This window comes from Vreelandella lutescens (assembly GCF_014640815.1).
GTDB lineage: Bacteria > Pseudomonadota > Gammaproteobacteria > Pseudomonadales > Halomonadaceae > Vreelandella > Vreelandella lutescens.
In genome coordinates, this window is the sequence record NZ_BMHM01000005.1 from 255,136 (window position 1) to 269,910 (window position 14,775).

Annotated in this window: 11 protein-coding genes; all 11 read right to left on the reverse strand. The window is 56.8% G+C overall.

What is annotated here, in order from left to right:
- Window positions 1-42: 42 nt before the first annotated feature.
- The 11 genes from IEW65_RS14310 to IEW65_RS14360 all read right to left on the reverse strand — a co-directional run bounded on the left by IEW65_RS14310 (window position 43) and on the right by IEW65_RS14360 (window position 14,768).
- The gene (locus IEW65_RS14310) at window positions 43-642 is read right to left on the reverse strand and encodes a C15 family peptidase (protein ID WP_188640119.1); all 600 of its coding nucleotides are present in this window, start codon (window positions 640-642) and stop codon (window positions 43-45) included.
- On the reverse strand, window positions 639-2,831 hold the full coding sequence (flhF, locus tag IEW65_RS14315; protein ID WP_188640120.1) for a flagellar biosynthesis GTPase FlhF: 2,193 nt from the start codon (window positions 2,829-2,831) through the stop codon (window positions 639-641). The genes IEW65_RS14310 and flhF overlap by 4 nt, the downstream gene beginning before the upstream one ends.
- Before the next feature lie 52 nt (window positions 2,832-2,883).
- Complete coding sequence (gene flhA / locus IEW65_RS14320; protein ID WP_188640121.1) at window positions 2,884-4,965, reverse strand: flagellar biosynthesis protein FlhA; 2,082 nt, start codon at window positions 4,963-4,965, stop codon at window positions 2,884-2,886.
- Window positions 4,962-6,128, reverse strand: coding sequence for a flagellar biosynthesis protein FlhB (gene flhB / locus IEW65_RS14325; protein WP_188640122.1), 1,167 nt, complete (start codon window positions 6,126-6,128; stop codon window positions 4,962-4,964). Before flhB ends, flhA begins: the two co-directional genes overlap by 4 nt.
- A 133-nt stretch (window positions 6,129-6,261) precedes the next feature.
- Entirely contained in the window at window positions 6,262-6,957 is a 696-nt protein-coding gene (gene cheZ, locus IEW65_RS14330) for a protein phosphatase CheZ (RefSeq protein WP_188640123.1), read from the reverse strand.
- Between the two features lie 42 nt (window positions 6,958-6,999).
- Window positions 7,000-7,389 carry a chemotaxis response regulator CheY gene (cheY, locus tag IEW65_RS14335; protein WP_139527816.1) on the reverse strand — a complete coding sequence of 130 codons (390 nt, stop codon included), beginning with the start codon at window positions 7,387-7,389 and terminating at the stop codon, window positions 7,000-7,002.
- 53 nt (window positions 7,390-7,442) lie between these two features.
- A complete protein-coding gene (locus IEW65_RS14340; protein ID WP_188640124.1) occupies window positions 7,443-9,155 on the reverse strand; it encodes a methyl-accepting chemotaxis protein in 1,713 nt (570 codons plus the stop codon).
- A 53-nt stretch (window positions 9,156-9,208) separates the two neighbouring features.
- A complete protein-coding gene (locus IEW65_RS14345; protein WP_188640125.1) occupies window positions 9,209-10,270 on the reverse strand; it encodes a protein-glutamate methylesterase/protein-glutamine glutaminase in 1,062 nt (353 codons plus the stop codon).
- Between the two features lie 87 nt (window positions 10,271-10,357).
- On the reverse strand, window positions 10,358-11,227 hold the full coding sequence (locus IEW65_RS14350) for a CheR family methyltransferase (RefSeq protein ID WP_188640126.1): 870 nt from the start codon (window positions 11,225-11,227) through the stop codon (window positions 10,358-10,360).
- Window positions 11,224-13,398, reverse strand: a complete 2,175-nt coding sequence (locus IEW65_RS14355) for a methyl-accepting chemotaxis protein (RefSeq protein ID WP_188640127.1) — start codon at window positions 13,396-13,398, stop codon at window positions 11,224-11,226. Before IEW65_RS14355 ends, IEW65_RS14350 begins: the two co-directional genes overlap by 4 nt.
- A 68-nt stretch (window positions 13,399-13,466) precedes the next feature.
- Window positions 13,467-14,768, reverse strand: coding sequence for a methyl-accepting chemotaxis protein (locus tag IEW65_RS14360; protein WP_229755574.1), 1,302 nt, complete (start codon window positions 14,766-14,768; stop codon window positions 13,467-13,469).
- Between the last annotated feature and the right edge of the window lie 7 nt (window positions 14,769-14,775).

Below are 14,775 nucleotides of genomic sequence, written 5' to 3' on the forward strand. Positions count from 1 at the left end.
TGGCACCTATGCTGCATCATTTCCCCTTCTGACAGCCCGTCGCTAACGCGCCAGCAATAGGAGTTCAATATCTAAATAGTGAGCGGCGGCATCGCGTAAATTATCGAGCAGCCCCTGACGCGGCAGATGCGGCTCGTGTAGTGCTAACAGTTGCCGGGGGCCGCCATGGTCGCGCAGCTGGCGCAACACGCGATACATCGTGGCAAACGCCTCGGCATCGCTGCTGATCCATAACGCCCAGCGGGAGCGCTCCTTTGTTAACGCTGCCAACGATGGGCTGTCCGCCATCACCACTTGGATCTCCCAATCCTGCGGGTCTCCGGCCCACTGACGCCCTAGTGCAGACCACTGCCCCAGCCGCCCACGTACCTTATCCACTTGAGCCGCCCCTGCATGAGGCAACCCCACGACGACCAGCGGCCTTTTAGGACGCGGTGGCGTGACAGTGGCAGGCTCAGCGGCCGCCGCAATCGTCGGTGCCATGGCTTCTTGGGCGTGGGCAGCCGCTTCCTCGGCAGTGACGGCAGCCGCAGGAGCCGCCTCGTCACTTTCCACACCGCTGGGGTCTTCCTCTGCATCACGTTGCTGGCGCTGTAAGTCGGCCCACTTGCGCAGGCCCGCTGCCTGATCCTGACCACTCATACGACGCCCTCCCGACTAACACTGCCAAGCTGGCGGATAGCATCGCGCGCCATCAGCACATGCGCCAACGCATCCAACAGCGCGGTGTCACGCCGCTTGCGCTGAGTCCCCAGCAAGCGCATCAAGTCCGCTCGTAGCGCTTGGGCATCGTCGTCTTCGGCACTATCTAAGTGACCGGCGACCGCCGCCGCCCCACTGGCCATCATCAGGCGAAGTTCGCTGCTCACCTCGCCACCATCCGCGTCCTTTAGCTGCTGCCACGCACGTTTGGTCAGCGCAGACAGCCCGTCGCTCTGTAGCTGAGTGATCAGCAGCGTCAAGACATCGCTTCCTAAGTGGGCGGGCGTGAGCCAGTAGCGGCGTCCTATCCGCTTGGAAGATTCAGGATCACAAATATCACCCACCCAAGCCAGCACCGCATTACCCGAGGCATCCTGGGCTTCTACATAAGCCGTGAATAACTGCACGCTCTGCCCACGGAAGCGAATGGCCACGCTGTGTGTCAATGTACTCTCTTGAAAGAGCGTACGCAGGGTACAACGCTCGCCTTGACAGTGTACTCGCTGGCTAGCGGGCACCGCACTGACCCAGGTCAGATGCTGCGCCGTTAACCATGCCACTGCGTCAGGTTCCGGCAACACAGGCAGTAGGTGTACCGCGATCTCCGTCGAGCAACGTGCTAAACGCGGCTGCCAACCCGCCGGTTGGCGATGCTGCAACCGGGTCAGCGCCAGCCAAGCGCCTTGATCATTGAGTGCTATATCCGGCATCGACCAGTCGCAGCCTCGCTCATTACGACGGGGAGACCACACCACCCCCATCGCGTCATGGGTAGCCTCGGTTCCTGTCAACAACTCGTCCAAGCGCTGGCTTTGCACGACGCTTGGTAACGCCGCAATATCCCACGCCGCTTCCAAACGATGAAAATCGGCAACCCGCTGACGCAGACGAATCAACACAGAGGAGAGTCTGCGCCCTTGGCCCAACACATCCCGCGACCAGCGGGGCAAGCTCATCGGTGCAGTAGCCGCCGGTGCGCCGCTGTGAGATGCGCGGGCCGATAGCGCTTGGTCGATCAGCGCTTGCGGTGTCGCAACGGCCATGTCTTCTGGCACCTGTTGGCCGTGGGAGCCAAACAGCACGCGCATGCCATGACGCATGACAATATCCAGGACGGGAGCAAGCCGGCCGGCCTCGTCCTGCTTAGTAATAATACAGTCGTCCAGCTCTGCGCCAGCGGCTCGCGCCGCCTGACGGTAACGCATCACGACTTCTTCCAGCGTTTCCGGCTGGCTGGCGGCGTTGAGTAGCAGCACCAGACGGACGGTCGACTGACCTCCCTGCAAATGGGCGATTTGCTCAATCACCCGCTGGTCCCGTTGGCTCATCCCCACGGTGTCAATAATGACCCATTGCTTACCCTGCAGCCGACCCACCAGTTCATCAATGGGCTGCTCTACGTCCAGCGCGTACATGGGCGTATCCAACAGCCGTGCGTAGATACGTAGCTGCTCGTGGGCACCAATCCGGAAGCTATCGGTCGTCACTAGCGCTACCGGGCGCGTGCCGTGGCGCATGACAAAGCGCGCGGCCAGCTTAGCGGTGGTGGTGGTTTTCCCCACGCCGGTTGGGCCAACCAACGCGACAATACCGGTCTGATCAAAAAAGCTGGCTTCGTGGTGCAGCACGTTTAGACGCGCCATTAGCTGTTCGCGCAGCCACGCCATCGCGGCGTCACTATTGCCTTCTGGCGTCATTAGCTCATCAGGCAGCGCTTCCAAGACTTCGCTGCTGAGCTCTGCGCTAAAACCAACCCGCGCCAGCAGTTGCTGACACTGCTCATAGGTGGTTTGGGTGCCGCGTTGGGGCTCGGCGACAGGCTGTCGGCGAGAGAGCAGTTCGCGCATATCCTGCATTTCCCGCAGCAGTCGCTCGCTCATTGCTTCTAGGGGGTCAGGCTGCTTAGGCAGCGAAAACGCAGGTACCGGAGCAGGCGTCACGCTGGCGGGCTGCGCAGGTACGCTGGGCGATGGGTCAAACTGGTCAACGGCATCGTCGGCCATGGCGAGAATTTCAACGCCGCCTTCAGTACGGCGGTTAGCAACGATCAATGCGTCGTCACCCAGCACTTCGCGCACTTGGCGCATTACGTCGCGGCTATTTGCTCCGACAAAACGTCTAACGCTCATGTTTCACCTGTTGCCAAAACGTGAAAGGCGGCTGCCTGTGTGCCCATGATCATTAACGGCCACCTACCAGGGTGGTGACGCGCAGGGTTCGGTCATCGGGAATTTCCGCCTGAGACATCACCACTAAATGGCGTGTACGGCGACGCAGAAAGCGCGACAGCACTGCCCGCAGTGAGTGCTGAACAACCAGCACCGGCGCTTCCCCACTGCCTTCATGTTTCTCTAGCGCTTGCTGCGCCTGATTCATTAGCGTATCCGCTAGCCCTGGCTCCATCGCCCCGTTGCCGTTCATGGCTTGCATCAATACCTGCTCAAGCTGCGCATCCAGCCCCATCACATTCAGCGTTTCCTGACCAGCAAACCACTGCTGCGTGATGGCACGCCCCAACGCAATGCGTACCAGTGCGGTGAGCTCGTTTGGATCTTTTTGCTGTCCCGCGTACTCCGCCAGCGTATCCAGCACGGTGCGCATATCGCGAATCGAGACATCTTCATCGAGAAGGTTCTGCAAAATACGCTGCAACACCGTGAGAGAGATGGCTTTGGGGACAACCTCTTCGACGAGCGTTTTTTGATCGTCTCCCAGTTTATCCAGCAGCTTTTGTACTTCTTGCCGACCTAGCATTTCGGGTGAGTGGCGATGCAGCAGATGGTTAAGATGCGTGGCAATCACCGTGCTTGCGTCGACCACCGTGTAACCATAGACCTGGGCATGCTCCCGCTGGTTAGCATCAATCCATACCGCTGGCAGACCGAAGGCGGGGTCTTGCGTTGGCGTACCCTGGAGCTCACCAGACACTTGGCCTGGGTCAATGGCGAGCCATTTACCCGGCTGCGCATCGGCACGCCCAATCTCAGCTCCCTTCATGGAGAGCACATAGGTATTGGGTGGCAGCTCTAAATTATCGCGGATGTGCACCACGGGAGGCAGGAAGCCTACCTCTTGGGCAAACTTCTTACGCACGCTCTTGATTCGGGCAAGCAGTTCACCTTTTTGACGCGAATCCACCAGCGGAATCAAACGATGACCTACTTCCAGCCCCAGCGTATCTACCAGCTGTACATCTTCCCAACTGGCCTCGGGAGTCTCTTGCAGCTGCGGGGGCGCAGCGGAGATCTCCTCTTTTACTTGAGTTTGCTCTTTACGGCGAATCAGGTACCACGCTAACCCACCCAGCAGCGCGGTAAACACCAAGAAGACAAAGTTGGGCATGCCCGGCACCATGCCCAGCAGGCCCATCACCATCGCCGCCAGAATCATGACCTGAGGGTTCACGAACAGCTGGCTGATCATCTGCTGACCAACGTCCTGATCGGTATTTACGCGAGAAACAGTGACGCCTGCGGCGGTCGAAATGACCAAGGCGGGAATCTGTGCCACAAGGCCATCGCCAATCGTCAGCAATGTGTAAGTACGCGCGGCATCGGCAAAGCCCATGTCATGCTGCATCATACCAATCAGTAGGCCGCCAATAATATTGACCACCATGATGACCAAACCGGCGACGGCGTCGCCGCGGACGAATTTGCTGGCACCGTCCATAGAGCCGTAGAAGTCCGCTTCTTGTGCGACTTCGGCACGGCGCTTTTTAGCGTCCTCTTCACCAATCAAGCCGGCATTCAGGTCGGCATCGATCGCCATCTGCTTACCGGGCATGGCATCCAGCACAAAGCGAGCGCCGACTTCGGCAATCCGCCCGGCACCCTTAGTGATAACCATGAAGTTGATGATCACCAGAATTAAGAAGACCACCAGACCCACCGCAAAGTTACCCCCCACCAGGAAGGTACCAAAGGCCTCGATCACCTTACCCGCGGCGTCTCCCCCTTCGTGGCCTTCCATGAGTACCACTCGGGTAGAGGCCACGTTAAGGGAGAGTCGCAGCAGCGTGGTAAACAGCAGTACCGCTGGAAAAGCAGCAAAATCGAGCGGCTTTTCAGCGAACATACTGACCAGCAGCACCATAATCGCCAGTGCAATATTAAAGGTAAACAGGAGATCAAGCGCGAACGGTGGAAGGGGCAGAATCATCATGCCCAAAATCATTAAAATCAGCAGCGGGCCAGCGAGCAGCTTCATGCTCACGTCGTTCATCCAGGGTCGCTGATTGATCAACTGGCTTAAGCCTTTCATGGTTGCGCCTCATTGCCATCGGCACGACGGCCGGGACTTTCCATTTCCGGGGGAACCGGTAAATTATCGGGAGTGGGGGGCACCTCGCCTCCTTGTTGTGCAACGTGCTTCAGGCGGTAGGCCCAGGCCATCACTTCAGCCACGGCGGTGTACAGCTCTGCAGGCACTTCGGCCTCTAAGTCGACATGATGATACAGGGCACGGGCTAAAGGCGCTGCTTCCAATCGCGGCACGCCCGCCTCTTGGCCAATCTCACGAATCCGAGCCGCCACGGCATCGGCCCCTTTTGCGACTAGCCGTGGAGCGCCCATGCGGCCCTCCTGATACACCAGCGCCACCGCATAATGCGTCGGGTTGGTAATGATGACATCCGCTTCAGGGACTTTACTCATCATGCGTCCACGCGCCATGGCTTGCTGCTGTTGGCGAATGCGCCCTTTAACGTGGGGGTCACCCTCGGAATCTTTATGCTCTCGTTTGACCTCTTCTTTGGTCATACGCAGCTGTTTCGCGTTATTCCACAGCTGAAACGGTACATCAATCAGGATCACCACGATTAATGACAGGACGATAAGCCCTGCCGCGAGCGCCGCCATATTCAGCGCGCTGACCAATGCCTGCTGTACAGGCTGATCCATCAGCCCCAAAAACTTGCCAATATTAAAATATAAAAAGCTAAACGCGACGCTTCCCACCAGCACCGACTTGGCAATGGCTTTCGCCAGTTCCGCCAGCGCCTGGGCAGAAAACAGTCGTTTTAAGCCTTTAATAGGGTTCAACTTTGAGAATTTAGGCTGCAGCGATTTTGAGGAAATTAGCCAGCCCCCCAGCAGTGCGGGTGCCACCAATGCTATCACCGTGAACAGTAAAAACAGCGGAAGCATTGCGATCAGGGTGCGCTGGCCAAGGTCCAGCGCATTGACCAGCATCGGCGTACTTTCCATGGCATGGCGACGCTCAAACAAAAAGGCCTGCTCCATGACCATACCCAGCTGGTTGTAGAGCATCTGCCCCATGCTCCATAAACCAATCACGCCCCCAAGCAGCATCATAAAGGTCGTCAGCTCTCGGGACCTAGGCACCTGCCCCTCTTCCCGCGCTTTATCCAAGCGCCTGGGCGTGGCCTCTTCGGTTTTTTCCTGGTCGCTGTCGTTATCGGCCATGATGTCATCCGGCTAGCGAGTGGTCGGTTGACCAAAATAAGGCATACCATAAGCTCAGCCGCCCTAAAGGACGGCTGAGCGGAGGTCTTATTTTGCCAGATGCGGCGACTTACAATGTGCTAATAACCCGGCATTAAAAGCCTAATTCGTCCAATAAGTCGTCTACCTGATCCTGGCCGGTGACGATATCGGGGGCGTTTTCTTTTACCTGCGGTCCATTGAGAAGGTCTTCGTTGCGACGGGCGTTCTCATTTTTCCACTGATCTTCTGCTCTGCGCTGCATGGTTTCACGCGCTTCGGCACCCGGAACGTTGTCGATCAGCACCTGCACCAGTTGATGCTCAATCTCACGGATCACGTCCATCATTTTCTTGATGACCTGACCGGTAAGATCCTGGAAGTCCTGGGCCATCATAATGTCCATCAGCTCTTTGTTCGTCGCTGAGGTAATGGCAGGTACATCGCTCAGGTAGGTGCGCGTCTCTTTAACCAGCACCTTCGCCTCGTCGAGCTCTTTGGGAGCCTCAAACCACTCGGCCCACCGCTTGTCGAGTGCTTCCGCACGCTCAGATAGCTGGTCTTGTAGCGGCTGCGCGCGATCTATCGCGTTTAGCGCCTTGTCAGCGGCCTGCTCGGTCATCGTCGCCACATAGTGCAGTCGGTCACGGGCGTCGGGGATCGCTTCAGCTGCCTTTTCAATCTCTTTGTCTAAGCCGAGCTCGCGCATATTATCGCGCAGCATGCGGGTCAGCTTGCCAATGCGAAAGATCAGGTCTTCTGCGGCTTCTTCGGACAGTTGGGCAGAACCACCCTGCTCATTCTGACTCATTGTGTTGTCTCCTCGTTAACCGAGCACCTTGGCTCAGCCGCGTCATTTACCCATTTTCTCGAAGATTTTATTCAGCTTCTCTTCTAGGGTGGCGGCAGTGAACGGCTTGACGACATAACCGTTGGCGCCCGCTTGTGCGGCAGCAATGATGTTCTCTTTTTTCGCTTCCGCCGTCACCATCAAGACAGGCAGGTCTTTCAACGCATCATCCTGACGGATCTCTTTCAACATCTCCAAGCCGTCTAGGTTCGGCATGTTCCAGTCCGACACAACGAACTCAAAGTTACCGGCACGCAGCTTGTTTAGCGCGTCTTGACCATCTTCTGCTTCATCAACGTTGGTAAAGCCGAGCTCTTTTAGCAGGCTGCGGACGATCCGGCGCATGGTGGGGAAGTCGTCTACTACTAAGAAGCTCATGTTCTTATCGGCCATGGGTCATCCTCTCACTAACATCATGTATTGGGTGACTGTGAATTCAGTCAGGGTTAAAACTCTTCCCACTCGTCGTGCTGCTGTTGGGTCGCCATGCGGCGCGTCGGCAGCTCAGCAACAGGCTTAGCTGAAGGCTTGCCTGGTGCTGTGTTACTTGGCTCGTGGGCGGTCGTGCTTTTTGCCGCCAGGGTGCTGCGGGAATTCTGGGCACTCTGCACCTGAAAAACGGCCACGGCCTCTTCTAAACGATTGGCCTGCTCTTCCAGCGACGCTGCCGCCGCTGACGCTTGCTGTACAAGCGATGCGTTTTGCTGGGTCACTTGATCCATCTGGCCAACGGCTTGGCTAACCTGCTCAATACCGTCGCTCTGTTCTTGAGACGCTGCGGATATCTCATCCATAATATCTGTTACGCGACGAACAGCCGTCACGACATCCGTCATCGTCTGCCCCGCCTTTTCTACCAGAGAAGAGCCCTGGTTGATTTGGCTAACAGACGCTTCAATCAGCGTTTTAATCTCTTTTGCCGCATCGGCGCTGCGGCTGGCAAGGTTGCGCACCTCGCCCGCCACTACCGCAAAACCACGCCCCTGCTCGCCCGCTCTTGCTGCCTCAACAGAAGCATTGAGGGCCAGAATATTGGTCTGGAAGGCAATGGAATCAATGACGCTGGTAATGTCTGCCACTTTCTGCGAACTGGTAGAAATGCCATGCATGGTATTTACCACTTGCTGCACCACCTCACCGCCTTGCTCGGCCGTGGTCGAGGCGTCTGCCGCGAGGGTGCTGGCTTGGCGGGCGTTGTCCGCATTCTGTTTCACGGTCGCCGTCATCTGCTCCATGCTGGCCGCTGTTTGCTGAATCGACGCTGCCTGCTGCTCGGTGCGCGATGAAAGGTCCGCATTGCCACTCGCAATCTCACGGGTGCCGTGGTGAATCTCACGACTCCCTTCCCGTACCCGCATAACGGTGGCGCTGAGATTTTGCTGCATGGTGGCCATGGCAGAAAACAAACGGCCAATTTCGTTTTTACCCGCCTCTGGCAGCGGCTGGGTCAAATCCGCCTGGGCAATGCGATCAAGCCGCTCTACGGCGCTGTTTAGCGGAGCAATGACGGTACGGCGTAAACCGATATAAATAGCCAGCGTCACGAGGAGCGCCAGCCCTACTGCTGACGCGCTGATGAGGGTGAAGGTATTCCCTTGGGACTCAGCCTCAGCGCGAGTTGTCTCAACACGGCTAAACGCGTACTCCACAAACACCGTGGTGCTTTCAGCCAGCTCACTTAGTGGCTGCGCAAGCTCACCACGTAGCTGGTTGAAGGTGTTGATATCCATAAACTCAAAACTGGCGTGCTGCTGCTTCACCAGGTCGAGAACGGTATGGAAGTTATCATCCACCGCACCGCCCAGAACCTGCCCTTGAGGGGTACGCGGGGCGGCCGCAAAGCTATTGAAGCGGCGCTCCGCTCGCTCAATACGGTTGGCAGCTACATCGATCTGCTCGTTGGATTGCTGCGTGCGCCCCACCATGAGCAAATTCGAAGCGGTTTCCATCGCCAGCATCGCTTGGTTTAACAGCGAATCGGCACGGTTCAGCTCGTTCAACTGCTCGTTCCCAATTAAATTGAGCGTCGCTAGATTGCTTTGAGCACTGCGGTCGGCCATAACGCCCAACCCAGCCACTACCAAAATAAGAGCAACAAAGCAGGTGAGCGCCGTAACGACGGCCACATGAATACTGAGGTTACGCAGCAAGCGAGTCATTGTTGTAGCTTCCCTTGTAAAATATGCCCACGCGGTGGCTGTTATTGTGTTTTTTAAACGCGCTGGGCGCGGCCTGAGGCAGCAATCAGCGCCATCAGACGTGACGGTATATCGTCTAGCGCGACGACTTCGACAGCGCCGCCCACGGCAATGGCTTCACGCGGCATACCGAACACCACGCAGGACTCTTCGTTTTGCGCGATGGTGGGCGCACCCGCTTGACGCATCTCCAGCAGGCCTGCCGCACCGTCCTTGCCCATGCCGGTCAAAATGACGCCAATGGCATTTTTACCCGCGTGCTTTGACGCCGAGTGAAACAACACATCCACGGATGGGCGGTGACGGTTCACTGGCGGGCCATCATTGAGGCGCGCCACGTAGTTAGCCCCACTACGGGCAAGCTCTAAATGCTGGTCACCGGGGGCAATATACGCATGCCCGGGCAGCACACGCTCGCCGTCGGTGGCTTCTTTCACGGTAATGCGGCACAGACGATCTAATCGTTCCGCAAAAGAGCGTGTAAAACCACCCGGCATATGCTGAGTAATCAGAATAGCCGGAGCATTAGCGGGTAACGGTTCTAGCACCGCGCGAATCGCTTCCGTTCCCCCTGTCGAGGCACCAATAATGATCAGCTTTTCACTGGACACCATGGGAGCTTTTAGCTGGCTCGGTGGCGGAGTGTTTTTATGACGCGCCTGACGCGGACGCGAACGCGCTGCCGCTCGCAGCTTCTCGGCGATTTCGTCGGCGTACTCCATCATGCCACTGCGAATGCCTAAGCTTGGTTTTGCCACGAAGTCGAGTGCGCCCAGCTCCAGTGCCCGCAAGGTAATTTCCGAGCCACTTTGAGTTAGCGACGACACCATGAGCACCGGCATGGGGCGTAGGCGCATTAACCGTTCCAGAAAGTCGAGACCGTCCATACGCGGCATCTCAACGTCTAACGTAAGGACATCGGGATTGTGTTGCTTGATAAGATCGCGGGCGGCGATGGGGTCAGGCGCAACGGCGACGACTTCCATGTCAGGCTGTGAGTTAATGATTTCTGTTAATAAATCACGAATCAACGCCGAGTCATCGACGCACAACACTTTGATCTTGGCTGCGCTCAAAGCACGCCTCCTATTACGGTAGCCATCGCGGCAGCGCTCGTGGGGTCCGTGGCCCAACACTGAGCATTGCGCGCGTCTCTTGTTCACTTATTTAGCGAGGGTGTACACCGTCTGCCCGCGCAACTTAAACGCATCACTGATATACGAGAAGTTTTCGGAGTGACCCGCAAATAGCAGCCCATCGGGTTTCATCAACGGCGCAAACCGCTTCAGAATCTTAGCCTGCGTATCTTTATCGAAATAAATCATTATGTTACGGCAAAACACCGCATCAAATGGCCCTTTTACTGGCCACTGGGGGGCCAGCAGGTTGAGCGGCATAAACTCCACCAGTGCAGACACTTCTGGGCGCACACGGGCAAGACCAATATGGTTGCCCGTGCCTTTTTGGAAGAACCGTTTTACTCGGGCTTCATCAAGTTTACGCACCTGCTCTTGGGGGTAGATGCCTTTGCGTGCTTTGGCTAACGCTTCGGTATCGATATCCGTGGCAATCACTTTGGCCTGAGACGCCTTAGGTCCAAGCGTTTCTAACAGCGTCATGGCGATAGAGTACGGCTCTTCCCCTGTCGACGCCGCTGAACACCAAATCGTTACCGGTTCTTGCTTGTGCTTAATATGCTCAGCAAGCAGCGGAAAGTGGTGCGATTCACGAAAGAACGCCGTGAGGTTCGTTGTCAGCGCGTTGGTAAACGCCTCCCACTCTTTAGCGTCAGGCTGACGCTCCAGCCGCGACAGGTAGTCAGTAAAGCGCGTCATGCCGTGATGACGCAGCCGCTTAGCCAAGCGGCTGTAGACCATTTCACGCTTATGCTCGGCCAAAACGATGCCTGCGCGCTGATAAATCAGCTCTCGAATGCGCACAAAATCCGCATCGGTCAGCACCAGATCTCGTTCGATCTGCCCACTGGACGCCCACTGGCCGACGTCAACTCCCCGTTCGCGTTGGTCTGTCAAAACTCTTCCCACTCCTCTACAGAGGCCATCTGCCGCTTCTTATGACTCGGCGCAGGCGTTGTGGCACTGCTGATCTTTGTCGATGGCGCGTTAACGCTAGGTAAAGCGGCCATCCCGGCCTGACCGGCAGGTGGCCTCAACGGCCCCTGGCTTGTCAGCCGGAAGGCTTCCACCGATAGCGCCAGCAGGCTTGCCTGCTGCTCTAGCGCCATCGCCGCTTGCGCTGTTTCTTGAACACGCAGGGCGTTTTGCTGTGTGGCTTGATCCATCTCTGCGACGGCCTGATTCACCTCTGCAATACCGCTACTTTGCTCTTCAGAGGCGGCCGAAATATCGTGCATGATTTGCGTCACGTTTCGCGCGGCTTCTGCGACATCACTGATCGCGGCTTCGGCTTTTTCCACTAGCCCCGCACCGGCACGGACATCCTGACTAGATTCATCAATAAGCGTACGAATCTCTTGTGAAGCGCCGGCACTGCGTCCGGCTAGCTTACGTACTTCTTCCGCCACCACGGCAAAGCCACGGCCATGCTCACCTGCCCGAGCCGCCTCAACCGATGCATTCAGCGCCAGGATATTGGTCTGAAAGGCAATCGAATCAATGACATTAATAATATCGGTCATTTTCTGTGAGCTTTGCGTAATCCGCTGCATATTGGCGACCAGTTGTGTCATCAATTCGCCGGTTTGTGTAACCCTTGTTGCATTATTATCGGCCAGTCGACGCGCTTCTTGAGCATTATCACTGTTTTGCCGCACCGTGCTGGTCATTTCCTCCATGCTGGAGGCCGTTTGTTGAAGCGAGGCTGCCTGCTGCTCGGTGCGCGATGAGAGCGCTTCATTACCGCTGGCAATATCCTTAGCCGCGGGGGTCACCACCTCGATGCCGCTTTTGACTTCGCTAATAATACTGCTCAGGCTTTTACGCATCGTGTTCAGCGAGTCCATCAACTGACCAATCTCATCACGCCGTTTAGGAGGCACACGTGCGGCTAAGTTGCCGCCCGCGATTTGCAGCGTAAAACGAGAGGCATGCTTGAGCGGAGTGATAATCGAGCGCAGCGTTAGCACGCTGATGAGTATTAGCAGCAGCAGACCCACCGCTAACATGCCGACCTGAGCCGTTAGCATGGTCGCTTGCCCGCGTTCGGCATCTGCCGCCATGGCTTCAGCCGCTTCCTGTTTCTGGGCAATCAACTGATTCACCATGCTGGATAGGGCACGGCCATCTTCATTCATCACGTTGATCACACCATCTAGGCCGGTAAACGCCTGGTAGGTCTCTTCGGCTTGCAGCACACTCGCGGCTTGGTTCATACCGTTCGCTAAAAAGGTTTGCAGCTGCTCATTAAAAGCGTCTGCTAGCGGCGTCGCATTCACATCGCGGCTGTAAAACGCCGCCCATACGTCCGCCACCTCGGCGGCGTTTTCTGCTACTGCTTCGCCCATTTCAAACCGCTGACTGATCAGCTCCATACGCTCAGGCTCAATCATCGACTGGCGCGTTTGGGCAATCGTTTGGTCGATCTGCTGAAGGCGAATGACATCTCGCAGCCCGTCGTTATTCAGCTCACCTAGCCGATCACCCGCGACATTTAGACCATAAAGCCCGAGGCCACCGCTGGTGAGTAGTAATGCACCCGCCACGACGACCATGCCAATTAACTTGGCGCGGATAGTGTCTAACCGGACACGTTTAACACGATGTAACAGGCCTTTCTGGCGCACACGACCTTTATCCAGATAGAGACGCTTATTGCGACCTTCGCGCATTTGCGCATAGCGCTGCTCCGCTTGGGCAATGGCTTCACGGGTCGCCTGCACCCGCACCGAGGTGTAACCAATCACTTGGTCGTTCTCCACAATCGGTGTGACGCTGGCATCAACCCAGTAGTGGTCACCATTCTTACAGCGGTTTTTAACCAGCCCTCGCCATGTATCGCCTGCTTGCACGGTTTTCCATAGGTTCTCAAACGCGGGCGGCGGCATATCGGGGTGACGTATCAGGTTATGCGGCGCACCGATGAGCTCTTCGTGCTGGTAACCGCTAATCTCAATAAACGCCGGATTAGCGTAGGTAATCTGCCCTTTTAAATTGGTGCGGGAGACAAGAAAGTCATCTTGTTTTAGCTCAACTTCCCGTTGAGTCACTGGCTGGTTATTACGCATCGTGCTGCCTTATTGTTGGTGTTTTGGCGCGTTAACAGATTATTAGGTCGGCGGAAAATGCCACCGGTTTAAAAAGCTTCCCACTCTTCTGTCTTAGCCGTAGCGGCGCTGTTCGAGGAGCGGGCCGACACCTGCGCCACAACAGGGGAGGACATGTGAACTTGCGGCAAGGCTTGGCCTTTGCCCGCCACACGAAACCGTTCAACGGCTTCACGCAGGCGTGCCGCCTCGCTCTCTAGTTCATTGGCACTGCGTGCGGCTTGCTGAACCAGCTGCGCATTCTGCTGAACGACTTGATCCATTTGTGCAACGGCTTGGTTGACCTGACTAATGCCATTGCTTTGCTCTTCTGAGGCGGAAGCAATGTCGTCCATGATATCGCTCACGCGCTGTACAGCCGCGACGAGGTCCTGCATGGTTTGCCCTGCTTGATTTACCCGCTGAGTCCCGGCATCTACTTTACCCAGCGAAGCATCGATGAGCGTGCGAATCTCTTTAGCCGCATTGGCGCTTCGGCTTGCAAGACTGCGCACCTCTTGGGCTACTACGGCAAACCCTTTACCGTGCTCACCAGCGCGCGCGGCCTCTACGGAGGCATTCAGCGCTAGGATATTGGTTTGGAAGGCGATGTTGTCAATGAGGGTAATGATGTCAGCAACTTGGTGGGAGCTGGCGCTGATTTCCTGCATAGTGCCCACGATATGACTGACTTCTTCACCACTGCGTCGCGCTGTCCGCGTGGCATCACCTGCAAGCTGGCTGGCTTGACGGGCATTATCTGCATTATGGCTCACGGTTGAGGCGAGCTGCTCCATGCTGGAGGCTGTTTCTTCAAGCGAGGATGCCTGCTGCTCGGTGCGTGAGGAGAGGTCATTGTTACCGCTGGCAATATGCTGGGAGCGTTCAAAAATCGTGGTGCCACTGTGGCGAACCACGCCCACCGTCTCGGATAAAGAGCCTTGCATATGGGCCATCGCACTGTAGAGCTTACCGATTTCATTGTTTCCGGGTGAGCGGATCTGCTGATTGAGATCCCCCTGCGCCATGCGTTCAAAATAACCGACTAACCGATCTAGCGGCCGCAGTACGTTAGCGCTGACGCCCCACACCACTACCACAACCGTTAAAACGGTCATGGCGACAATGCCAATCAATACCCAGCGAATGCGCGTCGCAAAGGCAGTAAATGCGACCTGCTGAGCTTGGGGGTCGCTGGCGCTTTGGACAATGGTGGCACCATGATGCAGCGCATAGAGCCCGATACCACAAGCAATGAGCACCAACAGCGAGAAGGTGGCTAGTACTAGCCCCCAGCTAAGACGGACAGTCATGTTGCTCATCAGTTGACGTACTAGCTGTGTCACGCGCATTACTCCA